Source organism: Xanthomonas arboricola pv. juglandis (genome assembly GCF_001013475.1).
Lineage (GTDB): Bacteria > Pseudomonadota > Gammaproteobacteria > Xanthomonadales > Xanthomonadaceae > Xanthomonas > Xanthomonas arboricola.
On sequence record NZ_JZEF01000005.1, the window covers coordinates 445,148 to 467,954 of the forward strand.

A 22,807-nucleotide genomic window follows, 5' to 3' on the forward strand; every position below is an offset into this window, starting at 1 on the left:
GACACCCAGCTGCATCCCCGGCCCTGCATGGCCCGGACGCGCACCGCAACCTCACCGCGACACCCGCATGCAAGGCAGCGCATGGCGGGCTGGGCGACAATAAGCCACCTCGCCGGCCGCACCGCGCCGGCCCTCCAGTCGGACCCGTGACACCATGAAAAAGACCCCCGCAAAAAAGATCGCCGCCAGGAAAGGCGCGCCACTGCCCTTCGAGATCCACGCCACCCGCGACCAGCCGCTGGGCATGCCGATCGAGCGCTTCCTGCGCAACTACTGGCACAAGCATCCGCTGCTGATCCGCAACGCGTTTGCGGAGTTCCAGTCCCCGCTGCAGCCCGAAGACCTGGCCGGCCTGGCCTGCGAAGACGGCGTGCTGGCACGCCTGATCAGCCACGACCGCGCCACCGACGACTGGAACGTGCGCACCGGCCCGTTCCAGGAAACCGACTTCCCCGGCCTGCCCGACCATGACTGGACCCTGCTGGTGCAGGACGTGGACAAGTGGGACGCCGACGTGTGCGCGCTGCTGGAACAGTTCCGCTTCCTGCCGCGCTGGCGCATCGACGACATCATGATCAGCTTCGCCGCCACCGGCGGCTCGGTGGGCGCGCATGTCGACCATTACGACGTGTTCCTGCTGCAGGGCCAGGGCCACCGGCGCTGGCAGATCGACGCACGCGCGCAGCAGGGCCGCAAGGCCGCGCCGCTGGCGTTCCGCGACGATGTCGAGCTCAAGCTGCTGCGCGACTTCAAGCCCACCCACGACTGGGTGCTGGGCCCGGGCGACATGCTGTACCTGCCGCCGCTGGTGCCGCACCACGGCGTGGCCGAAGACGCCTGCCTGACCTTCTCCATCGGCACCCGCGCGCCGTCCTCGGCCGAGCTGATCGGCGACTATCTGGACACCTTGATCGCCGATGCCGACGAGGCCGTGCGCTATCACGACGAAGACCTCAAGGTGCCGGCCGATCCGTACGAGATCGACGTCACCGCGATGAACCGCGTGGTCGAAGCGCTCAACGCGCTGCGCATGAACGACCCGGATCGCCTGGGCGACTGGTTCGGCCGCTTCATGACCACCTACCGCGCCTCCGGCGACGTAGTGCCGGCACCCGAACCGATTCCCCGCGAGGCGGTCGAGCAGGCGCTGGAAGAAGGCGTGCTGCTGCACCGTCACCCCTGGTCGCGGCTGGCCTGGCGGCGCGCCAAGCGTGGCGCCACCCTGTTCTGCAGCGGCCTGGAATTCGCGCTGTCGGCCAAGGATGCCGCACGTCTGGCCGCAGCCGAAGAGATCGACGGCGCGCTGTATGCGCAGCTGTCCAACCGTGGCCGCGAGGTGGTGCTGGAGCTGCTGGCGCAGGGCCATTACCAGCGCGCCCACGAGGAGGCGGAGGACGACATCGAGGACATCGACGACGACCAGGCCCACGTCCTGAGCCTGTCGGGCGACCACGACGATGCCGACGAAGGGGCCGACACGCCGGACGCGGACGATGAGATCGACGCCGAGGCCGACGTCGAGCAGGTCGCCGATGCCGCGGACGGTCCGGCCCAGGCTGAGGAGGCCGAACAAGGCGAGGATGCCGACCAGGACGACGACAGCGGGCTGGCCGACGACGACGCGGCATCGGACGCTGGCGACGACGACGGGTCCGACCAGCGCGCATGAGTTCCCAGGCCGGGCCGCAGATCGTTTCGCTGGATGCGGCGTCCGACGCCGCAGCCCTGCGTGCGCTGCGCCTGGCCTGCGGTACCGGCAGCACCGACGACAGCGCTGCCGACTGGGACGCCCTGGACCCGCTCAGCCTGCACCTGGCGCTGCGCAGCGAGGACGGCCAGCTGATCGGCTCGGTGCGGCTGACGGCAGATCGGCGCATCGACCGGCTCGGCGTGCTGCCGGGCTGGCGCCGCCGCGGCTTGGCCGACCGGTTGCTCGCAGCCGCCGTCGCCAGCGCGCAACAATGCGGCTGGCCCGGCCTACGAACCCGCGTGAACACAGACGCCGAGGCCGCTTTCGCACGCCTGGGCTTCCTGCCGGACACCTCTTCCGACCGGCACCCCGCTCGCGCCGCAACGGCGGGCGATCGTCCGGGCAGGCCGCTGCACCGCCGTCTCGACGGCCCGATGGCGGTGGACGACCTGCGCGCGGCCCTGGCCGCCACCACCGGTCTGCTGTGCGCCGCACGCCGCCAGGTGCTGATCTATACGCGGGCACTGGATCCGCCGCTGTTCGACGACGCCGCAGTGCTCGATGCGCTGCGCCGCTTCGCCACCGCCCGCCACGACAAGCGCGTGCAGGTGCTGGTGCAGGACACCGCCGTCGCGGGCGCCAACAGCAGCGCGATGCTGCGGCTGGCCCAGCGCCTGCCCAGCGTGTTCCGCTTCCGTGCGGTCAGCGATCCGGTCGATGCCAGCTTCGCGTCGGCCTATGTGGTGGGCGATGACGCCTACTACTTTCGTCCAACAGGCCATCGCTTCGACGATGGCGAAACCTGGCTGTCGGGCGCGGCGCGCAGCCGCCAGCTGGAGCGCGAATTCGCGCAGATATGGGAGCGCAGCGCGCTTTGGAACGAACCGCGCGCACTCGACATCTGAGACCGCAGCGCCCTTCGCACGTAGGCGCCAGGCGGTTGCACCTACCCGTCCGGTCAGCTGGCAGACGCCCCCTCACTAGCGCAAGGGGGTATAATTTTTCGAGATTTGAGACCGACCGACAGGGCATCTCGCCCCGCCGCTTCCGCACAATCATCCCCACAGCAGACCCGACTTACCATCGTGGATAATCTCCTAAAGCAGTTCGCACAGTCATCGCAGCTCGCCGGCGGCAACGCCGCCTATATCGAGGATCTGTACGAGCAGTACCTCGTCGCCCCGGACAGTGTTGACCCGAAGTGGAAGAGCTATTTCGATGGCTTCAAGGGTCGCGATGCCGGTGATGTACCGCACTCGGCGGCCATTGCCCACATCCTCATCGCCTCCAAGCAGGCTGCCAACGCCGGCACCGGCGCCGCGGCCAGTGACGAGCGCGAGCGCAACGTCGGCCGCCTGATCACCGCCTACCGTGCGCGCGGCCACCTCGGCGCGCAGCTCGATCCGCTCGGCCTGACCCCGCCGGTCAACCCGCCCGATCTGGACCTGCCGTTCCACAGCCTGTCGCAGGCCGATATGGACAGCGAGTTCAGCACCGGCGGCGTCGGCGGCCAGCCGCGCATGAAGCTGAAGGATCTGCTGGCCCGCCTGAAGGCGACCTACGCCAGCACCATCGGCGCAGAGTTCATGCACATCCAGGAATTCGACCAGCGCCAGTGGATCTACAAGCGCCTGGAAGATGCCGGTGGCAAGATCGCCGGCGACGCGGCCAGCCGCAAGCGCACGCTGGAGCGGCTCACCGCCGCCGAAGGCCTGGAGCGCTACCTGCACACCAAGTACGTCGGCCAGAAGCGCTTCTCGCTGGAAGGCGGCGACGCGCTGATCCCGATGATGGACGAGATCATTCGCCAGTCCGGCAACGATCAGGTCAAGGACATCGTGATCGGCATGGCCCACCGCGGCCGCCTCAACGTGCTGGTCAATACGCTGGGCAAGAACCCGCGCAAGCTGTTCGACGAGTTCGAAGGCAAGTTCGAGCACGCCCACGACGACCGCGCGCACACCGGCGACGTCAAGTACCACATGGGCTTCTCGGCCGACATCGCGGTCGGTGGCGACAAGCAGGTGCATCTGGCGCTGGCCTTCAACCCCTCGCACCTGGAAATCGTCGACCCGGTCGTGGTCGGCAGCGTGCGTTCGCGTCAGGAACGCTTCGGCGATGCCGAGCGCAAGACCGTGCTGCCGATCCTGATCCACGGCGATGCCGCATTCGCCGGCCAGGGCGTGGTGATGGAACTGTTCCAGATGTCGCAGGCGCGCGGTTTCGCCGTCGGCGGCACCGTGCACATCGTGGTCAACAACCAGATCGGCTTCACCACCAGCGCCCGCGACGACGCCCGTTCCACGCTGTACTGCACCGACGTGGCCAAGATGATCGGCGCGCCGGTCTTCCACGTGAACGGCGACGACCCGGACGCGGTGATGTTCGTGTCCAAGTTGGCCTACGAATTCCGCCAGCAGTTCAAGAAGGACGTGGTCATCGACCTGGTCTGCTACCGCCGTTGGGGCCATAACGAGGCCGACGAACCGGCAGCGACCCAGCCGGTGATGTACCAGACCATCCGCAAGCACAAGACCACCCGCGAGCTGTACGCCGCCAAGCTGGAAAGCGACGGCGTGCTGAGCGCCGACGAGGCCAAGGCGCTGGTCGACGGTTACCGCAACAAGCTTGATTCGGGCGAGTACACCACCGAACTGGCGACGCGCAAGCCGGACGAATTCGCCATCGACTGGTCCAAGTATCTGGTCGGCACCGCTGCCGATCCGGTCGACACCCGCGTCAAGCGCGAGCAGCTGGACCGTCTGGCCAAACTGATCACCACAATTCCGGAAGGCGTCGAGCTGCATGCGCGCGTTGGCAAGATCTACGACGACCGCGTCAAGATGGCCGCCGGCGAGCAGGCCGGCGACTGGGGCTTTGCCGAAAACCTGGCCTATGCCACCTTGCTGGCCGAAGGCCACAAGCTGCGCCTGGTCGGCCAGGACGCCGGTCGCGGCACGTTCTTCCACCGTCACGCGATCCTGCATGACCAGAAGACCGACAGCTACCACCTGCCGCTGCGCCAGCTGGTGCAGAACCCCGAAGACGCCACCATCATCGACTCGCTGCTCAGCGAAGAAGCGGTAATGGGCTTCGAATACGGTTACTCCACCACCGACCCGAATGCGCTGTGCATCTGGGAAGCGCAGTTCGGCGACTTCGCCAATGGCGCGCAGGTGGTGATCGACCAGTTCATCGCCGCCGGCGAAGCCAAGTGGGGCCGCATCGCGGGCCTGTCGCTGTTCCTGCCGCACGGCTATGAAGGCCAGGGCCCGGAGCACAGCTCCGCGCGTCTGGAGCGCTTCCTGCAGCTGTGCGCGCTGGAGAACATGCTGGTCTGCGTACCGACCACGCCGGCGCAGTGCTTCCACATGATCCGCCGCCAGATGCGCATGACCACCCGCAAGCCGCTGGTGGTGATGACGCCCAAGTCGTTGCTGCGCCACAAGCTGGCGGTATCGAGCCTGGAAGAATTGGCCGAGGGCGAGTTCCAGCATCTGATTCCCGACGCCAAGGCCGATGTCGGCAAGGTCAAGCGCGTGGTGCTGTGCTCGGGCAAGGTCTATTACGACCTGCTCGAAGACCAGACCAAGCGTGGCCAGGACGACGTCGCCATCCTGCGCGTGGAGCAGCTGTATCCGTTCCCGCGTGCGCAGCTGGCCGCCGAGCTCAAGGCCTATGCCAACGCCACCGATGTGGTGTGGTGCCAGGAAGAACCGCAGAATCAGGGTGCGTGGTACCAGATCCGCCACCATCTGAACTTCTGCCTGGCCAGCGGCCAGAGCCTGCATTACGCCGGCCGTGCCCGTTCGCCCTCGCCTGCCGCCGGCCATATGGCCGACCACATCGTCGAACAGCAGAAGCTGGTCGCCGATGCGCTCCTCAATCCGTTCAACGACCAAGTCGCTGAATAACTCCTCTTCCCCAAAGAACGAAAACCCTAGGACGCTCCCCGAATGGCCACCGAAGTCAAAGTTCCGGTACTGCCCGAATCCGTTTCCGACGCCACCATCGCCAGCTGGCACAAGAAGGCCGGTGAAGCGGTCAAGCGCGACGAGAATCTGGTCGACCTGGAAACCGACAAGGTCGTGTTGGAAGTTCCTTCGCCGGTCGACGGCGTGCTGAAGGAAATCAAGTTCGAAGCCGGCAGCACCGTCACCAGCAACCAGATCCTGGCGATCATCGAAGAAGGCGCCGTGGCTGCGGCCGCACCGGCCGACGAGAAGAAGGCCGAGGCACCGGCTCCGGCCGCTGCTGCCCCAGCTGCCGCGCCGGCCCCGGCTGCTGCCGCTGCGCCTGCCGCTGCATCCAAGTCCGCTGCCGATGCGCTGCCGCCGGGTGCGCGTTTTTCCGCGATCACCCAGGGCGTGGATCCGGCCCAGGTCGAAGGCACCGGCCGTCGTGGCGCGGTGACCAAGGAAGACATCGTCAACTTCGCCAAGGCCGGCGGCGTGGGCAAGGCGTCCGGCGCCCGTCCGGAAGAGCGCGTGCCGATGACCCGCGTGCGCAAGACCATCGCCAAGCGCCTGATGGAGTCCAAGAACTCCACCGCGATGCTGACCACCTTCAACGAGGTCAACCTCGCCAAGGTCTCGGCCGCGCGCAAGGAGCTGCAGGACGAGTTCCAGAAGGCGCACGGCATCAAGCTCGGTTTCATGAGCTTCTTCGTCAAGGCCGCCGCCAACGCGCTGCAGCGCTTCCCGCTGGTCAACGCATCGATCGACGGCGACGACATCATCTATCACGGCTACAGCGACATCTCGATCGCGGTGTCGACCGAAAAGGGCCTGGTCACGCCGGTGCTGCGTAACGTCGAGCGCCAGTCGTTCTCCGACGTCGAACAGGGCATTGCCGACTACGCCGCCAAGGCGCGCGCCGGCAAGCTGGGCCTGGACGATCTGCAGGGTGGCACCTTCACCATCACCAACGGCGGCACCTTCGGCTCGCTGCTGTCGACCCCGATCATCAACCCGCCGCAGAGCGCCATCCTGGGCATGCACGCGATCAAGGAACGTCCGATCGCCGAGAACGGCCAGGTCGTGATCGCCCCGATGATGTATCTGGCGCTGTCCTACGACCACCGCATCATCGACGGCAAGGACTCGGTGCAGTTCCTGGTCGACATCAAGAATCAGCTGGAAAACCCGGGCCGGATGTTGTTCGGTCTATAAGAGCCGGGAATCGGGAATGGAGATTCGGGAATGGGACAAGCGCCCATCGACCGCTCCATTCCCGCCTGGACCTGGATGGGACGCGGCAGGCGCACGCATGCGCTCTTGCAATTCTCCATTCCCTATTCCCCATTCCCGTGAGCAAATGAAATGAGCGAACAATTCGACGTCGTCGTCATCGGTGCCGGTCCGGCCGGTTATCACGCTGCGATTCGCGCGGCCCAGCTGGGCATGAAGGTCGCCTGCATCGACGCGGCTATCGGTAAGGATGGCAAGCCGGCGCTGGGTGGTACCTGCCTGCGCGTGGGCTGCATTCCGTCCAAGGCGCTGCTGGATTCCTCGCGCCAGTTCTGGAACATGGGCCACCTGTTCGGCGACCACGGCATCAGCTTCAACGACGCCAAGATGGACGTGCCCACCATGATCGGCCGCAAGGACAAGATCGTGAAGCAGTTCACCGGCGGCATCGCGATGCTGTTCAAGGCGAACAAGATCACCCCGTACTACGGCTTCGGCCAGCTGCTGCCGGGCAACATCGTCAAGGTCGCCCAGCACGAAGGCGGCGAGATCGAGCTCAAGGGCACCAACGTGATCCTGGCGCCGGGCTCGGAGTCGATCGAGCTGCCGTTTGCCAAGTTCGAAGGCGACACCATCGTCGACAACGTCGGCGGCCTGGATTTCACCGCCGTTCCCAAGCGTCTGGCGGTGATCGGCGCCGGCGTGATCGGCCTGGAGCTGGGCAGCGTGTGGAAGCGCCTGGGCGCCGAGGTCACCATCCTCGAAGCGCTGCCGGATTTCCTGGCGCTGGCCGATGCCGAAGTGGCCAAGACCGCGCTGAAGGAATTCAAGAAGCAGGGCCTGGACATCAAGCTCGGCGCCAAGGTCAGCAAGACCGAGATCACCGGCAGCGGCGATGCCAAGCAGGTGGTGGTCAGCTACACCGACGCCGCCGGCGAGCAGACCCTGACCGTAGACAAGTTGCTGGTGGCCGTGGGCCGCAAGGCCGCGACCAGGAACCTGCTGGCCGAGGGCACCGGCGTCAAGCTCAACGAGCGTGGCCAGATCGAGGTGGACGGGCATTGCCACACCGGCGTCGACGGCGTGTGGGCGATCGGTGACTGCGTGCGTGGCCCGATGCTGGCGCACAAGGGCTTCGAGGAAGGCATCGCGGTTGCCGAGCTGATTGCCGGCCTGCCTGGCCACGTCAACTTCGACACCATTCCGTGGGTCATCTACACCGAGCCGGAGATTGCCTGGGTCGGCAAGACCGAGCAGCAGTTGAAGGCCGAAGGCGTGGCCTACAAGGCCGGCAGCTTCCCGTTCGCGGCGATCGGCCGTGCCGTGGCCATGGGCGAGCCGGCCGGCTTCGTCAAGGTCATCGCCGATGCCGAAACCGACCGCGTGCTGGGCATGCACCTGGTCGGCGTGGGCGTGTCCGAACTGGTCCACGAGGGCGTGCTGACGATGGAGTTCAACGGCTCGGCCGACGACCTGGCGCGCATCTGCCACGCCCACCCGACGCTGTCCGAAGCGATCCACGACGCCGCGATGGCAGTGAGCAAGCGCGCGATTCATAAGGCCAACTAAGCCGGGAATCGGGAGTGGGGAATCGGGAATCGTAAGAGCGTTCCCATCACCTCACTCTTCATGCTGACGCCGGACCTAGGTCCGGCGTCATGCGTTCTGGCTGCTGTGTTTGCTTTGACCCATTCCCTATTCCCAACTCCCGATTCCCGTTCCCATGAAAAGCATCTGCGTCTACTGCGGTTCCAATGCCGGCAACAAACCCGCCTACGCCGAGCGTGCCACTGCGCTGGGCCAGCGCATCGCCGAGCAGGGCCTGCGGCTGGTGTATGGCGGCGGCAACGTCGGGCTGATGGGCACCGTGGCCAATGCGGTGCTGGCGGCCGGTGGCGAAGTGACCGGGGTGATTCCGCAGCAGCTGGCCGATTGGGAAGTGGCGCACCGCGGTCTCACCACACTGGAAATCGTCGGCTCCATGCATGAGCGCAAGATGCGCATGTTCGAGCTGTCCGATGCCTTCGTCGCCCTGCCCGGCGGCTTCGGCACCATGGAAGAGATCTTCGAGATGCTGACCTGGCGCCAGCTCGGCATCGGCAACAAGCCCTGTGCGTTCCTGGATATCGAAGGGTTTTACGCACCGCTGATCGGCATGATCGATCGCATGGTGGAAGAGCGCTTCCTGCATCCGGACCAGCGCAGCGACCTGTGGTACGGCGCCGATATCGAACAGATGCTGGAGTGGATGCAGCACTACACGCCGGCGCAGGCCTCCAAGTGGATCGACGAGAAGCGCCGCTCCACCCTGGTGTGATGCCAGGCGACGCACGCGCCCTGCCCCATCGCCTGCCAGGTCCGGCGTCGGGCAGGCGCACCAGCAAGCACGCAGCAGCGTTGTAGTCACACGTCAGCTGCGCGGGGCGCAGCGACACACCAGGCCATCTCTCACTGATGCGGCAATGGCTCCAGCGCGATGCCGCACACCCCGGCCCCTGCCACGGCGGACCGTGTGGCATGTTGTCCGACAGGTCGACAGCGCAACCACAGCGCCTGCGCGTCACCGCCCCCCGGCCTGCGCGACCCCATCGCGCATCCGACCCTTCGCAATGCGCCGCCGAACACCCTGCCGATCTGCAAGCTTGCAACGGCAGTCACGATGGCTGCAGCGTCCGGCACGAGCGGCTCGCATAGAATGGCGACGATGCTCGATACCCTCGCCGCTGACGCGCACCACAGCCTGGACATCAAGCACAGTCGCTTTCTGGCCAACGCTGCTGCATTGGAATCGCCCGCGCACGCGCTGGCGATCGTGCAGCGCGTGTCTGTGCCCGATGCCACCCACAACTGCTGGGCGTACCGGTTCGGGCAGGAATACCGCTCCAGCGACGATGGCGAGCCCAGCGGCACCGCCGGCCGGCCGATTCTTGCGGCTATCGATGGTCAGGGTTACGACCGCGTGGTGGTGGTGGTCACGCGTTGGTACGGCGGCATCAAGCTCGGCGCGGGTGGATTGATGCGCGCCTACGGCGGGACGGCAGCGGAATGCCTGCGCATGGCCACTCGTCGTCCACTGATGACGCTGTGTGCGCTTGAACTGCACTGCCGGTTCGATGATCTTGGCGTGGTGCACGTCGCACTCAATGCGTTTCACGCCACGAAACTCAACGAGCGTTTCGATGCAACTGGTGCCCTGCTAGACATCCACATAGCGGCCGATCAACTTCTCGGCCTGAAAGAGCGACTGCGCGATGCGACAGGCAATCGGGCTCGACTAACTGGCGCGGAAACCTGCTGATACATCAGCCACCGTGCGGATTGCGTGCACATGGCTGCTATTGGACCACCGCCTGGCTCAGCAAACGTATCGCACCTTGCGCGGTATCTAGCGACACCGTAGCTCCCAGCGGCAATGCAAGATTGGGATCGACGTGGCCGCTTGGCCAATTGACCATCACCGGAATCTTGAGCGGCAAAAAAAACTCATTGAATAAGGCGTTGGCCATACTGGAGGGCGTGGCCGCCGGAGTTTCGCCGGCGATCACGAACCTGCCTAACAACAGCCCTCTGATCGAGCGCAGCTTGCCAGCCAACCGCAATTGGGTGAGCAAACGATCCAGCCGAGGCAATGCGATCTCGGTGTCTTCGAGAAAGAGAATGGCATCGGTGGAGTCCACCTCGTAGGGCGTACCGAGGGTACTGCACAGCAGCGACAGGTTACCTCCCACCAGCCGACCCTGTGCAGTTCCATCGACAAGCGTGGCGGCCGGGTACATCGGAGGGGAAGGAATCCAGGCGCCCGATGACAGGCGTCCGGACAGCAGATCAAGGATGAGCGAAGCAGTTGGTGGAAGCTTTTCTGGTACCAGGTCGGAAACCAGCATGGGACCGTGAAATGTCACCATACCAGCATGTTGCTGTAGCGCGATGTGCAACGCGGTGATATCGCTGTAGCCAATGAATGGCTTGGGATTGGCGCCTATCAGCGCGTAGTCGAGCTTATCGAGTAAGCGCGTGGCACCAAAACCACCACGCAGGCACCAGACTGCCTTTATTTCGTTGGAGAGAAAGGCATAGTGGATATCGTCTACACGCGCACTGTCGGTTCCAGCCAGATAATCGAACGGAGGCGCCAGCTTCTCCATTGCCGAAGGCATGATCTCCACGGAAAACCCGTGTGCCCGAAGCCACTCGGCTGCCTTTTCCACATCGCTTGAGGGGGAAGACGGTGCAACGATGGCGACCTTGTCACCGGCTTTGAGCGCAGGTACCGGACGATGCGGGCCTTGTGCAGCATGGGCCTGCACTCCCCGCGCGCCTTCGCGCGCAAGTGCGGGAAGTCCGAGCGACGCCAGCATCAGCGCCGCGCCGCCACTGGCGGCCCCAAAAAATTCTCGCCTGGACGTGTTCATCTGCAGTCACTCCACTTCTTTTCAGTTATGACTTGGCGGGTGCTACCCTTAAAGGCCAATACCGAAGTTGCAGTGCTTTTAGAGAACCGATGCCTTTGAGACAGGGAATCCCTTCTCATTGCCCGCGCTGCATCACACATCCTGAGGCAACCGTGTACTGGTTCTTTACACTTGGACTGTAAACGCAGCTAGGCTCCGCACACGCTTGAAAACGCGCCTGTGCGACGCCACTCGCAACCGTGTCCATCTCTCATCACCGGAAGCCGCATGAACCAGCCAGCCGCCGCCAGGCCCAACCCGTTGCGGAAGCTTGGCAGCCTGCGCACCTTGTGGCCGTTCGTGCAGCGCCAGCGTGGCCTGTTCGCCGCCTGGCTGATCGCACTGGCCATTTCCTCGGCCGCCACGTTGAGCCTGCCGGCGGCGGTCAAGCAGATGATCGACCATGGTTTTTCCGGCGGCTCGCAGATCAACCACGCCTTCGCGCTGTTGTTCGCGGTGGCGGTGGTGCTGGCGGTGGCAACGGCCGCGCGGTTTTATTTCGTCGCGTTGCTGGGCGAAAAAGTGGTGGCAGATTTGCGCGGCCGCCTGTATGCGCATCTGATCGGGCTGGACGCCGGCTTCCATGATCGCAGCCGCAGCGGCGAGCTGGTGTCGCGCCTGTCGGCCGACAGCGAGCTGCTGCGCGGCGTGATCGGCACCACCATGTCGGTGGCGCTACGCAGCTCGGTGACGGTGATCGGCAGCATGGTGATGTTGTTCGTGACCAGCCCGCGGCTGGCCGCCTTCACCTTGATCGGCATTCCGCTGGCGGTGCTGCCGATCGTGCTGGGCGCACGCCGCCTGCAGAAGATCTCGCGCGCCAGCCAGGACCGCGTCGCCGACGCCAACACGCTGGCGGCCGAAACGCTGGGCGCGGTGCGCACCGTGCAGGCGCATGCGCGCGAGCGCTACGAGAGCCAGCGGTTCAGCCAGGCCCTGTTCGCCGCGATCGATACCGCACGGCTGCGCATCCGCACCCAGGCCACCGTGACGGCGGTGGCGATCATGCTGATCTTCGGCGCCATCGTCGGTGTGCTGTGGCTGGGCGCGCACGATGTGATCGCCGGACGCATGACCCCCGGCACGCTGGGACAGTTCGTGTTGTACGCGCTGATCGGCGGCGGCTCGGTCGGTGCCTTGGCCGAGGTCTGGAACGAGTTGCAGCGCGCCGCCGGCGGCATGGGCCGGGTCGGCGAATTGCTCGACGAGCAGCCGGCGATCGTCGCCCCGGCCACGCCGCAGCCCTTGCCGCAGCCACTGCGCGGCGCGATCCATTTCGATCAGGTGGTGTTCCATTATCCGCAGCGCCCCGATGCGCCGGCGCTGGATGGCTTCGACCTGCATGTCCATCCGGGCGAAACCGTGGCGCTGGTCGGGCCCTCCGGCGCCGGCAAGAGCACGGTGCTGGCGATGTTGCTGCGCTTCCATGACCCGGTCAGCGGCAGGCTGCGTATCGACGAGGTGGACCTGCGCGATACCGACCCGGTACTGCTGCGCGAACGCATCGCCCTGGTGCCGCAGCAACCCACGCTGTTTGCCGCCAGCGCCGCTGACAACATCCGCTATGGTCGCCTGGACGCCAGCGATGCGGAGGTGCAAGACGCCGCCGCGGCCGCCGAGGCCGACAGTTTCATCCGCGCCCTGCCGCAGGGCTACGCCAGCGAACTCGGCGAACGCGGCACGCGCCTGTCCGGCGGCCAGCAGCAACGGGTGGCGATCGCGCGCGCCTTGCTCAAGGACGCGCCGATCCTGCTGCTGGACGAGGCCACCAGCGCGCTGGATGCGCAGAGCGAACGCGCCGTGCAGCAGGCGCTGGACCGGTTGATGGAAGGCCGCACCACGCTGGTCATCGCCCATCGCCTGGCCACCGTGCTCAAGGCCGACCGCATCGTGGTGATGGATGCCGGCCGCATCGTCGCGCAGGGCACGCACGCGCAGTTGATCGCCGAAGGCGGCCTGTACGCCGAACTGGCGCGGCTGCAGTTCATCGATCAATGACGCCTGGGTGACACCGGCGTGTGCTGTCATGCCGGCGTGTCCGCGGCAGCGGCCCGGGCCGATCCAGCGCCCCCACGCGCCCCCACCTGACGACGTCACGCATGCCCCGCCCCAGAACCACCATTCGCCAGCTCAGTTATTTCGTCGCGCTCGCCGACACCGGCAGCTTCACCCGCGCCGCCGAGCAGATGGGTGTGTCGCAACCCTCGTTGTCGCAACAGATCCGTGCGCTGGAAACCATCGTCGGCGCCGCGCTGTTCGAGCGCGGCGTGCCGGCCATCCTGACCCCGTTGGGGCGCGACCTGCTCGAGCGCGCGCGCAGCATCCTGCTGGACGTCGCCGACCTGGAAGACGTCCGCGCCACCTCGGCCGATACCTTGATCGGCACCATCCGGCTGGGCGTGTCGCCCACGCTGGGCGCCTACCTGATGCCGAGCCTGGTGGCGCGCCTGCATCGCGAACATCCGGCACTGCGCGTACACGTGCGCGAAGGCCTGCCGACCGCGCTCGCCAGCGGCCTGGCCAGCGGCGTGCACGACCTGATCCTGGCGCAATTGCCGGTGGCCGGGCGTGGCCTGCACAGCGAGCGGCTGTTCCGCGAACCGCTGCACGTGACCATGGCCGCCGATCACCCCTTGCGGGCCAAGACCTGCATCACGCCGGCCGATCTGCGCGGCGCCAACCTGCTCACCTTGATGCCCGAGTACCGCCTGGCCGAACAGGTGGCGGCGATCGCCATGGACGTCGGCGCCAATGTGTTGCGCGATTACGAAGGCACCAGCCTGGATGCGATCCGCCAGATGGCCGGGATGGGCATGGGTCTTGCACTACTGCCAGACCTGTATGTGCGCCAGGAAATCCGCGAGGGCGACGATGTCGTGGTCCGGCCGATCAAAGGCGGACGCTACTATAGGGAGATCGGGCTGTTGTGGCGGCAGGGTGCAGGACGCGCGCCGGCCTTCGGCCTGATCGCCAATCTTCTGCGTGCGGTGGCCGCATAGGAAAATCCTATGCGTCGAATAAGCGCTGCGGCCTTGTTCGCCAGCTGCAACTCGTCAATGCTTCATTGAACTCATCAACGGAAATCGAATGGCGGGCAAGCAGATCGGATGGCGGGAAGCGGGAGCCTGGCTGGCGGAAATCGTCGGGCCGGACATGCCCTATGTGCGCCTGGCCATGGTGTACGGAGTCGCGATCAGCCTGCTGTCGCTGGCCACGCCGATCTCGGTGCAGTTGCTGATCAACAGCGTAGCCAATACCGCACTGCCGGCGCCGCTGTGGACCCTGTCGAGCCTGCTGCTGGGCCTGTTGCTGCTGGTCGCCGGCCTGAGCGCGATGCGGGTGTGGGTCATGGCGCTGTTCGAGCGCCGGCTGTTCGCACGCGTGGTGTCGGAAATCACCGTGCGTGCGGTGCATGCGCAGAATCCGTTCTTCGCCGACCAGAACCGCGGCGACATGTTCAACCGCTACTTCGATCTGGTGGTGGTGCAGAAAGCGGTGCCGAGCCTGGCCATCGGCGCCTTCACCATCGTGCTGCAATCGGCGGTCGGGCTGATACTCACCAGCTTCTACCACCCGTTCTTCCTGGGCTTCAATGCCTTGCTGCTGCTGGTCATCTTCGGCATCTGGATGATCTGGTCGCGCGGGTCGATCCGCACCGCGGTCGACCTGAGCCATGCCAAGCACGAGGCTGCGCGCTGGCTGGAAAGTGTCGGCGGCTCCAACGGTTTCTATAAATCCAGCCGCCACCTCAACTTTGCGATGGACCGCTCCGAGTCCGTCACCGCCGCCTATGTCGACCGGCATCGGCACCACTTCCGTTACAGCTTCACCCAGACGGTCGCGTTCCTGCTGGTCTACGCGATCGCCAGCGCGGCGCTGCTGGCGCTGGGCGGCAACCTGATCCTGCGGGGCGAGCTGTCGATCGGCCAGCTGGTGGCGGCCGAGCTGATCCTCAGCGCGGTCTTTTACGGCATCTCGCAACTCGGTGCGTATCTGGACGCGTTCTACGACCTGGTGGCCAGCTCCGAGGAACTGTCGCTGCTGTTCGCCATCCCGCAGGAACGTGCAGTCGTGGCGCCCGGCAAGACTCCCGGCAACAGCGCGGTGCGCCTGGACGGGGTGGTGATCGATGGCGCGCGTTTCGATTTTTCGCTGGCTGCCGGCGAGCAACTGGTGACGATCGCCGATGGCGGCGCGGAGCGGCTGCTGGCGATGATCCTCAAGCGCCATGTGGTCCCCGATCGCGGGCTGGTGATGGTGGGCGGTGCGGACATGGCCACCTTCGACATGTATCTGCTGCGCTCGGAAGTGACGGTGCTCGACCGGCCGACCATTGTCGAAGTCACCATCCGCGAATATCTGGCGCTGGCATCGGCCGATGTGAACTCCGAGGCGATGCTGGAAGCGATCGATGCGGTGGGCTTGCGCACCCGCATCGCCGCGCTGCCGCACGGCCTGGACACGCGGCTGGCCGCTTCCGGCTACCCGCTGTGGATCGGTGAAGTGATGGCGTTGAAGCTGGCCAATGCGCTGCTGGTGCGCCCGCGCGTGCTGATGCTGTCGCAGCTGTACGACCTGATTCCCGCCGACCGCCTGGCCGGCGTGCTGCGACGCCTGAAGGCGGCCGGCACCACGGTGCTGCTGTGCACCGGCCGGCCGGAAGACATCACCCTGGATGGCTGGTTCCACCTGCAGCCCGAGCGACAGCAGCGCTTTGCCACCCGCGCCGAACTGATCGCCTCCACGCAGGAGGCAAACGATGCAGCACGCTACTGATCGCAACGCACACTTTCCCACCCTGGCGGCGATGCGCCCACCGAGCATCGCCAAGGCGCTGGCCTGGATGCTGCTGATCGGCATTGTCATTGCCAGCGCGATCCTGGCGCTGGCGCCGTGGGTGCAGACCGCCAGCGGCAAGGGCCAAGTGGTGGCGCTGGATCCGGGCGACCGCCAGCAGCAGGTCACCGCCTTCGTACCCGGCCGGGTCGAGCGCTGGTATGTGCACGACGGCCAGCATGTTTCGCGCGGCGATCCGATCGCGCGCGTCGGCGATCTGGACCCGGATCTGCTCGCCCGCCTGGCCAGCGAGCGGGCCCAGGTGCAGGCGGAAATCACCGCGATCCAGCAATCGCGCGCGGTTGCCAGCATCGATGTGGCGCGCAGCAGGCAATTGCTCGCCGAGGGGCTGGCTGGCCGCCGCGACTTCGAACTGACCCAGATCAAGGTCGCCGAGGCCGATGCCAAGCTGGCCGAATCGCGCGCCAAGCTGACCCGCATCGACATCCAGTTGAACCGCCAGTCGGCGCAGCTGGTGCGCGCACCGCGCGATGGCCGCGTGCAGCAGCTCAACGCCGCCAGTGGCAGCGCGATGGTCTCGCCCGGCACGGTGCTGGCGGTGATCGCGCCGGAGCGGGTGGAGCGCGCGGTCGAGCTGTATATCGACGGCCGCGACGTGCCGCTGATCCGCCCCGGCCGCCCGGTGCGGCTGGAGTTCGAAGGCTGGCCGGCGATCCAGTTCAGCGGCTGGCCGTCGGTGGCGCACGGCATGTTCGATGGCCGCGTGCGCGCCATCGACCCCAATGCCGCGCCCGATGGCCTGTTCCGCATCCTGGTCGAACCGCAACCCGGCAAGCCGGCCTGGCCGGCGCAGGAATTCGCCCGCCAGGGCGGCAAGGTGCGCGGCTGGGTGCAGGGCGAAACGGTGAAGGTGGGCTACGAACTGTGGCGCCAGCTCAACAATTTCCCGCTGGAGTTCGGCCGCCGTCCGGCGGCAACGACGACGCAGGATGAGGGCAAGGCCAAGGCGGCGCCCAAGGCCGAAGACGACGAGACCGGCAAGAAATGATCCGCCGTCTTGTCGTCCTGCTGATCGCGCTCGCACCGGGCGTGGTCGCCGCCCAGACCACCCCGCTGACGCTGGATGAAGTGCTGCGCTCCTCTGCACGCTCTTCCCCGCAGATCGTCGAAGCGCTGGCCAAGGTCCGCCAGGCCGAGGGCAAGGGCATCTCGGCCGACGGTGCGTTCGATACCGTGTTCGATCTCGACGGCCGTTCGCGCGAGGCCGGCTACTACGACGGCAGCACGATCGAAAGCACGGTCAAGCGTCCCTTCGATGACAACGGCGGCTATTACTACGGCGGTTACCGCTCCTCGCGCGGCGCATTCCCGGTCTACGAAGACAAGTCCTACACCGACCGCGGCGGCGAAGTGAAAGTCGGCGCGCTGTATGCGCTGCTGCGCGACCGCGTGGTCGACGAACGCCGCACCCGCCGCAGCGTTGCCGGTGGCGATATCGATGTCGCCCAGTACGAAGCGCAAATGGTCGCCATCGGCGTGCAACGCCGCGCGGTGGATGCCTACCAGAGCTGGGTTGCGGCCGGCCTGAAGCTGCGCGCGTACAACGAGCTGCTGCAGCTGGCCGAGCAGCGCCGCAATGCAATTTCGCGGCAGGTGACGCTGGGCGCGCGGCCCACCATCCTGCTGACCGAAAACGACCAGAACCTGGTCCGCCGGCGCGCCCTGGTGGTGCGCTCGGAGCAGGACTTCGCCAACGCCGCCAATACCTTGTCGCTGTACCTGCGCGACGATGCCGGCATGCCGTCGATCGTCTCCACCGAGCGCCTGCCGGCCAATACATCGGCGCTGGAAGGCCTGGCCGGTGCCAGCAGGATCACCGCACCGGTGGAGCGCCCCGATTACCGTGCGGTGCTGACCCGGATCGACCAGGCCACCGCGCGGCTGATGCTGGCGCAGAACGATCTCAAACCACGCCTGGATGTCACCTTCGAGGTCAGCAAGGATCTGGGGGCGCCCGGTGTGGGCGGCCCGAACCGCTCGCCGACCGATGCGATCATCGGCTTCCGCTTCAGCGTGCCGCTGGAAAACCGCACCGCCAAGGGCAAGGTCGCCGAGGCACGCGCCGAGATCGAGGCGCTGGATCAGCGCAGCCGCTACCTGCGCGACCAGATCACCGTGGAGGTCGAGTCGATCGTCATCTCGCTCACCGCTGCCGAGCGGCTGGCCAAGATCGCCGACGAAGAACGCAGCCTGGCCGACCGCCTGGCCGTGGCCGAGCGCCGACGCTTCGAACTGGGCTCGGGCGATTTCTTCCTGGTCAATCAGCGCGAGGAGACCGCCAACGACGCCCGCGTGCGTCTGATCGATGCGCAGGCGCGGATCGCCTCGGCGCGTGCCGAGCTGGCAGCGGCAACGGCCGACCGCGACGCGTTGCAGCTGAGCCGTTGAGCAGTCTGCCTGCTGGCTCCCGAGCGGTGCCGCACTGCGCAATGACGCCCGGGTAACACCTGCCTGCGCATGCTCGCCTGCACCGGCCCGGCGCCGGGCGTGCGGTCCCTGGCGGCTCGCAATGCGACCCTGAAATCCTTCGGAGGTGCGTATGTCTTTCCGGCAATTTCCCGCAATCGGTGCAGATGGCGAGTCCTACGTCATCATCGAATTCCGCGACGAGCTCGAATCCCGCAACGGGCCTCAACCACGCACGCAAGCGCACACGGCGCCACGCTACGAACTGCCCGATGGCCGCCGCCTGCAACGGCATGGCCAGCGCTTCATCACCGATGGTGGCGAGCTGCGCCTGTCGACGCCCTGAGATTGCACTGGTCATTTTTTGACCAACCCGTTCGCAGCCGTTGCAGCGCAATGGCTGCACACAGTTATCCACATGCTTGTGCAGGTTTCATCCACACCCTGTGTGGATGAAACCGGTGCGCGTTGTCCGGCATTGCGCCCAGCGACAATCACCCTCGCGCTTGGGGCCATCGCATGCAGTGTCATGCGGCCAGCACGTGATCGGTGACTGACATCTGCACCCTGCTGCGGCCATCGACAGTGGGCAAGCCCACGACCGCCCCACACTGCTGCTGCTACCCGTTGCGGTCGGAACGCTCCAGCACTCGCCCGATGCCGCTGCGGTCGATTTCGCTGGCTGCCCGCGTCAGCGCCGCGCGATCGCTACCCGGCTCGAACCCGATGCGGAAATGCAGCTCGCCCACCGGCGTGCGCGAGGAATGAATCGACGACAGGTTCACCCCGTGCTGCTCGAACACATGCAGCAAGGCACGCAACGACCCGGGCTGGTCTTCCGGCAGATACACGCTCAAGGTCAGCGGTTCGGTGAGGTCGGCCAGCAGGTAGCCCACGCGCTCATAGGTGTAGTTGCCGGCCGCGAGCGACTCGCCTTGTAGCGCCTGCGCGTTATCGTCCAGGAACCGGGCGCGAAACTGCGCGCGCGCCGCATCGTCGCCTTGCGCGACCAGGGCGCGCAGCTCCTGCAGTTGCAGCAACAAACGATCGAGCATCTCGCCGACATAGGGGTTGCCGAACTGGATGTCTTCGTAGATCGCCGGATTGAGCGAGAGGATGCGCGCGATCACTGCGGTATCCAGCTCGAACGAGGCCGAGCGATACGGCATCAGCGCGCGCAGCTCGCCGAGCAGCGGCGCGTAGTCGCGCAAGGTACCGGCCTGCGCCAGATGGGTGGCGTGCACCATTGCCTGCACCAGCGCCATCACGCGGTCGTGGTGCTCGGGCGTGGCGTACACGCACTCGGCCTGCAACGCAGTGCACAGCGCCTGTACCCACGTGGACCAGTGCTGCAGGCGTGCCTGGCAGACCACCATCACCCGCCCCTTCAAAGTGGGCGATTTGGGCGGTGCGGTCATCGGATGCAGGCCGACGACCTCGGCTGGCGAGGCAAGCATCGCGGCGACCGGTGCCTGCTTGATCGAGGTGACATCCATCCACAACTGCGACGCGGCACGCGGGCCGGCAAGATCCACATAGCGCTCGATCAAGCCGGCGGTGTGGCGGATCGGTGCAGAAAAAATCAGCACATCCGCTCGCTGCGCCAATGTGGCTTCGTCGATGTCGCCGTCACCGGCCGGATCGAAGCCGATCACCTCCAGCCGCATGCGCGTGCGCAGAAATTGCGCCAGCCAGCGTCCGTAAGCGCCGGCGATGCCGACGATGCCGACCACCGGCTGCGCCATCATGCCAACCGCTCGACGGCAAAGCGCGGTGCGGCCGCGAGTGCGGCCGGCGCGGCGGCCAGCACATCGAACTCTTCGAAGCCTGCAGCCAGGGTCGCTTCCAGCGCGCTGTGCACGCCGCTGAGCGCATGCCCCACCGCCTGCTCGAACGGCACCTCGCGCAGCAGCAAACCGATCAGCAATGCCATCAGCACATCGCCGGTGCCGGCCACATCCACCGGCAGATGCGGCGTGGCCCAGCGATACACTGCCGCGTTGCTCACCGCCAGGGTTACCAGCTCGCCGGCCGCACCGGCCACGCTGTGCGCAAGCACCCATTGCGGGCCGCGCGCCAGCAATGCGCGCGCGGCAACGATGGCATCGTCCTGCTGCAGACTCGGCAAACCGGTCAGGCGCCCAAGTTCGAACGCATTCGGCGTCACCAGCCAGGCATGCGGCAACAGCCGCTCGGCGAAGACGCGCTCCAGTCCAGGCTCGACATACGGGCCGGTGTGCGTGTCGCCGATCACCGGGTCCAGGCAATACCGCAGCTGCGGCGCCTGCGGCAAGGTCTGCTCGAGCCAGTCGGCGAATGCTTCGCCATTGGCCAGGCTGCCGAAGTAGCCGGAGACCAGCATGCGCGCACGCTGCGGCAGGCCGCGCTCGGTGGCACCCAGCAACAGGTCAGCCAACCAGTCGGCCGGCAGGATGCGGCCGCGCAAGGTGGCGTAGAACGGCGCGTTGCTCAGCAGCGTGGTTGGCACTTCCGCCACCCGCAGGCCCAGCGCACGCAACGGCGGCACCGCCGCGCTGTTGCCGGCATGGCCATAGACCAGTTGCGATTGCACCGAGATCACATCGATCGGCGAAGGACCATCCGGACGCTGGCGGCGACCGTGGACGAGGTGACTGTCGGGGGCATTGTTCATCGCCGCATTTTACGCCAGCGCCACCGCGCGCCCAGCGTCGATCGATGCGACCGTCGTCCGCTCGCCGCTGCACGCACCGCCGCCAGGCCGGTCTGTGCGCTGGCAGCAGTCGCTATCGCCCTTACCTCTGTGGGCTCCCGCCGCACAAACGTAAATGCCGGCCCCTGGGGCCGGCATTGATAGGGAGAACCTCACTCAGCCGTGCAACTCTGCAAACATTCGGAGCGGGCATCCAAACCCACGAATCCCGAATCGCCACACTGGCGCACTACCCCGGCAGGCCGGGCCACACCGCCCTTACGATTCCCCAATCCCGATTCCCGACTCCCAGCCTCAGGACGTCATCCGATCCCAGAAACCCTTGACGCCATCGATGAACGTGGCCGACTTGGGCGAATGCTTGCGTGCATCCTCACCGGTGAACGTGGCTTCGAACTGCTGCAGCAACTCGCGCTGGTCGGCGGTCAGATTCACCGGCGTTTCGACCACCACGCGGCAATACAGATCGCCTTCGGTGCGGCTACGCACCGAGCGCACGCCCTTGCCGCGCAACCGGAACAGCTTGCCGGTCTGGGTTTCGGCCGGAATGCGGATCTCCGCCTCACCGCCCAGGGTCGCCACACGCACGGTGTCGCCGAGCGCCGCCTGCGAGATGCGGATCGGCACCTCGCAATGCAGGTCGTCGCCGTCGCGCTGGAAGATCGCATGCTCACGCACGCGCACTTCCACATACAGATCGCCCGGCGGCGTGCCGGCCGGACCGGCCTCGCCCTCGCCGGCCAGGCGGATGCGGTCGCCGGTATCCACACCGGCAGGCACCTTGATCGACAGCACCTTGTCTTCTTCCACGCGACCGGCGCCGTGGCAGGTCTTGCACGGATTCTGGATCAGCGTGCCGCGTCCGTCGCAGTGCGGGCAGCTCTGCTGCATGGCAAAGATGCCGCGCTGGATGCGCACCTGGCCGCGTCCGTGGCAGGTCCCGCACACTTCCACCTTGCCGTCTTCCGAACCGCTGCCGTGGCAGGGCTCGCACTCGATCAGGGTCGGGATCTCGATGCGGCGCTCGATGCCGGCGACGGCTTCTTCCAGATCCAGTTCCAACACGTAACCGACGTCGGCGCCACGTCGCGCAGCGCGCGGACCGGCGGCGCCACCGCCGAAAATATTGCCGAAGATATCGCCAAAGATATCTCCCATGTCCGGGCCACCCGGCCCACCACCACCGCCCATGCCGTGCTCGAACGCAGCGTGGCCATGCGCATCGTAGGCACGGCGCTTGTTGCCGTCCGACAACACTTCATAGGCTTCCTTGCACTCCTTGAACATCGCCTCGGCAGCAGCGTCGCCTGGATTGCGGTCCGGGTGGTGCTTCATCGCACAGCGCCGATACGCCTTCTTCAGCTCCTCGTCGCTGGCGCCACGGGCAACGCCCAGCACTTCGTAGTAATCGCGTTTGCTCATAAGCCGGTATTGGGGATTCGTGATTTGAGATTCGTTGAAACGCAAAAGCGGACAGCATGCGCTGGTCCGCCTTGGCGACGCGACGCGTAAAGGATATCGG

At 66.4% G+C, this 22,807-nt stretch carries 17 protein-coding genes and 1 pseudogene; 14 read left to right on the plus strand and 4 right to left on the minus strand.

What is annotated here, in order from left to right; genetic code table 11:
* Positions 1-178: 178 nt before the first annotated feature.
* The 7 genes from XARJCFBP2528_RS19150 to XARJCFBP2528_RS19180 all read left to right on the plus strand — a co-directional run bounded on the left by XARJCFBP2528_RS19150 (position 179) and on the right by XARJCFBP2528_RS19180 (position 10,177).
* Positions 179-1,669, plus strand: coding sequence for a ribosomal protein uL16 3-hydroxylase (locus XARJCFBP2528_RS19150; protein WP_026064105.1), 1,491 nt, complete (start codon positions 179-181; stop codon positions 1,667-1,669).
* The gene (locus tag XARJCFBP2528_RS19155; RefSeq protein WP_016901544.1) at positions 1,666-2,595 is read left to right on the plus strand and encodes a GNAT family N-acetyltransferase; all 930 of its coding nucleotides are present in this window, start codon (positions 1,666-1,668) and stop codon (positions 2,593-2,595) included. Before XARJCFBP2528_RS19150 ends, XARJCFBP2528_RS19155 begins: the two co-directional genes overlap by 4 nt.
* A gap of 180 nt (positions 2,596-2,775) precedes the next feature.
* The gene (locus XARJCFBP2528_RS19160; protein WP_016901545.1) at positions 2,776-5,604 is read left to right on the plus strand and encodes a 2-oxoglutarate dehydrogenase E1 component; all 2,829 of its coding nucleotides are present in this window, start codon (positions 2,776-2,778) and stop codon (positions 5,602-5,604) included.
* A 42-nt stretch (positions 5,605-5,646) separates the two neighbouring features.
* Complete coding sequence (gene sucB, locus XARJCFBP2528_RS19165) at positions 5,647-6,861, plus strand: dihydrolipoyllysine-residue succinyltransferase (RefSeq protein WP_016901546.1); 1,215 nt, start codon at positions 5,647-5,649, stop codon at positions 6,859-6,861.
* 150 nt (positions 6,862-7,011) lie between these two features.
* A complete protein-coding gene (gene lpdA, locus XARJCFBP2528_RS19170; protein ID WP_016901547.1) occupies positions 7,012-8,448 on the plus strand; it encodes a dihydrolipoyl dehydrogenase in 1,437 nt (478 codons plus the stop codon).
* Positions 8,449-8,602: 154 nt separating this feature from the next.
* A complete protein-coding gene (locus XARJCFBP2528_RS19175) occupies positions 8,603-9,196 on the plus strand; it encodes an LOG family protein (protein WP_016901548.1) in 594 nt (197 codons plus the stop codon).
* A 378-nt stretch (positions 9,197-9,574) separates the two neighbouring features.
* Positions 9,575-10,177, plus strand: coding sequence for an IMPACT family protein (locus tag XARJCFBP2528_RS19180; protein WP_016901549.1), 603 nt, complete (start codon positions 9,575-9,577; stop codon positions 10,175-10,177).
* 37 nt (positions 10,178-10,214) lie between these two features.
* Here the strand turns inward: XARJCFBP2528_RS19180 and XARJCFBP2528_RS19185 are convergent, their stop codons facing one another.
* The gene (locus tag XARJCFBP2528_RS19185) at positions 10,215-11,291 is read right to left on the minus strand and encodes a S66 peptidase family protein (RefSeq protein ID WP_248802055.1); all 1,077 of its coding nucleotides are present in this window, start codon (positions 11,289-11,291) and stop codon (positions 10,215-10,217) included.
* Positions 11,292-11,496: 205 nt separating this feature from the next.
* Between XARJCFBP2528_RS19185 and XARJCFBP2528_RS23600 the strand changes: the two are divergent.
* From XARJCFBP2528_RS23600 to XARJCFBP2528_RS19215, 7 genes and pseudogenes are all read left to right on the plus strand, one after another.
* A pseudogene (locus tag XARJCFBP2528_RS23600) lies at positions 11,497-11,562 on the plus strand (IMPACT family protein); the annotation flags it as partial.
* Positions 11,559-13,328 carry an ABC transporter transmembrane domain-containing protein gene (locus XARJCFBP2528_RS19190; RefSeq protein WP_039812811.1) on the plus strand — a complete coding sequence of 590 codons (1,770 nt, stop codon included), beginning with the start codon at positions 11,559-11,561 and terminating at the stop codon, positions 13,326-13,328. The pseudogene XARJCFBP2528_RS23600 and the gene XARJCFBP2528_RS19190, both read left to right, overlap by 4 nt.
* 101 nt (positions 13,329-13,429) lie before the next feature.
* Entirely contained in the window at positions 13,430-14,329 is a 900-nt protein-coding gene (locus XARJCFBP2528_RS19195) for a hydrogen peroxide-inducible genes activator (RefSeq protein WP_039812813.1), read from the plus strand.
* Positions 14,330-14,417: 88 nt separating this feature from the next.
* Positions 14,418-16,106, plus strand: coding sequence for an ATP-binding cassette domain-containing protein (locus tag XARJCFBP2528_RS19200; RefSeq protein WP_016901553.1), 1,689 nt, complete (start codon positions 14,418-14,420; stop codon positions 16,104-16,106).
* A complete protein-coding gene (locus XARJCFBP2528_RS19205) occupies positions 16,090-17,175 on the plus strand; it encodes an HlyD family secretion protein (protein ID WP_024939322.1) in 1,086 nt (361 codons plus the stop codon). The genes XARJCFBP2528_RS19200 and XARJCFBP2528_RS19205 overlap by 17 nt, the downstream gene beginning before the upstream one ends.
* On the plus strand, positions 17,172-18,575 hold the full coding sequence (locus XARJCFBP2528_RS19210; protein WP_016901555.1) for a TolC family protein: 1,404 nt from the start codon (positions 17,172-17,174) through the stop codon (positions 18,573-18,575). Before XARJCFBP2528_RS19205 ends, XARJCFBP2528_RS19210 begins: the two co-directional genes overlap by 4 nt.
* Positions 18,576-18,726: 151 nt before the next feature.
* Complete coding sequence (locus XARJCFBP2528_RS19215; RefSeq protein ID WP_016901556.1) at positions 18,727-18,939, plus strand: hypothetical protein; 213 nt, start codon at positions 18,727-18,729, stop codon at positions 18,937-18,939.
* A gap of 274 nt (positions 18,940-19,213) precedes the next feature.
* Here the strand turns inward: XARJCFBP2528_RS19215 and XARJCFBP2528_RS19220 are convergent, their stop codons facing one another.
* The 3 genes from XARJCFBP2528_RS19220 to dnaJ form a co-directional block, all read right to left on the minus strand.
* Entirely contained in the window at positions 19,214-20,341 is a 1,128-nt protein-coding gene (locus XARJCFBP2528_RS19220) for a prephenate dehydrogenase (RefSeq protein ID WP_026064108.1), read from the minus strand.
* On the minus strand, positions 20,338-21,246 hold the full coding sequence (pdxY, locus tag XARJCFBP2528_RS19225; RefSeq protein ID WP_016901559.1) for a pyridoxal kinase: 909 nt from the start codon (positions 21,244-21,246) through the stop codon (positions 20,338-20,340). Before pdxY ends, XARJCFBP2528_RS19220 begins: the two co-directional genes overlap by 4 nt.
* Positions 21,247-21,579: 333 nt before the next feature.
* Positions 21,580-22,707: a molecular chaperone DnaJ gene (gene dnaJ, locus XARJCFBP2528_RS19230; protein WP_016901560.1), complete on the minus strand. Its 1,128-nt coding sequence runs from the start codon at positions 22,705-22,707 to the stop codon at positions 21,580-21,582.
* Positions 22,708-22,807 lie beyond the last annotated feature (100 nt).

Bases quoted from the DNA above. Each gene is read 5' to 3' on its own strand.
- lpdA (WP_016901547.1), top strand. From the start codon at position 7,012: ATGAGCGAACAATTCGACGTCGTCGTCATCGGTGCCGGTCCGGCCGGT.
- XARJCFBP2528_RS19190 (WP_039812811.1), top strand. From the start codon at position 11,559: ATGAACCAGCCAGCCGCCGCCAGGCCCAACCCGTTGCGGAAGCTTGGC.
- XARJCFBP2528_RS19220 (WP_026064108.1), bottom strand. From the start codon at position 20,341: ATGATGGCGCAGCCGGTGGTCGGCATCGTCGGCATCGCCGGCGCTTAC.
- XARJCFBP2528_RS19205 (WP_024939322.1), top strand. From the start codon at position 16,090: ATGCAGCACGCTACTGATCGCAACGCACACTTTCCCACCCTGGCGGCG.
- XARJCFBP2528_RS19155 (WP_016901544.1), top strand. From the start codon at position 1,666: ATGAGTTCCCAGGCCGGGCCGCAGATCGTTTCGCTGGATGCGGCGTCC.
- XARJCFBP2528_RS19175 (WP_016901548.1), top strand. From the start codon at position 8,603: ATGAAAAGCATCTGCGTCTACTGCGGTTCCAATGCCGGCAACAAACCC.
- XARJCFBP2528_RS19210 (WP_016901555.1), top strand. From the start codon at position 17,172: ATGATCCGCCGTCTTGTCGTCCTGCTGATCGCGCTCGCACCGGGCGTG.
- XARJCFBP2528_RS19200 (WP_016901553.1), top strand. From the start codon at position 14,418: ATGGCGGGCAAGCAGATCGGATGGCGGGAAGCGGGAGCCTGGCTGGCG.
- pdxY (WP_016901559.1), bottom strand. From the start codon at position 21,246: ATGAACAATGCCCCCGACAGTCACCTCGTCCACGGTCGCCGCCAGCGT.
- XARJCFBP2528_RS19195 (WP_039812813.1), top strand. From the start codon at position 13,430: ATGCCCCGCCCCAGAACCACCATTCGCCAGCTCAGTTATTTCGTCGCG.
- dnaJ (WP_016901560.1), bottom strand. From the start codon at position 22,707: ATGAGCAAACGCGATTACTACGAAGTGCTGGGCGTTGCCCGTGGCGCC.
- XARJCFBP2528_RS19180 (WP_016901549.1), top strand. From the start codon at position 9,575: ATGGCGACGATGCTCGATACCCTCGCCGCTGACGCGCACCACAGCCTG.
- XARJCFBP2528_RS19215 (WP_016901556.1), top strand. From the start codon at position 18,727: ATGTCTTTCCGGCAATTTCCCGCAATCGGTGCAGATGGCGAGTCCTAC.
- XARJCFBP2528_RS19185 (WP_248802055.1), bottom strand. From the start codon at position 11,291: ATGAACACGTCCAGGCGAGAATTTTTTGGGGCCGCCAGTGGCGGCGCG.
- sucB (WP_016901546.1), top strand. From the start codon at position 5,647: ATGGCCACCGAAGTCAAAGTTCCGGTACTGCCCGAATCCGTTTCCGAC.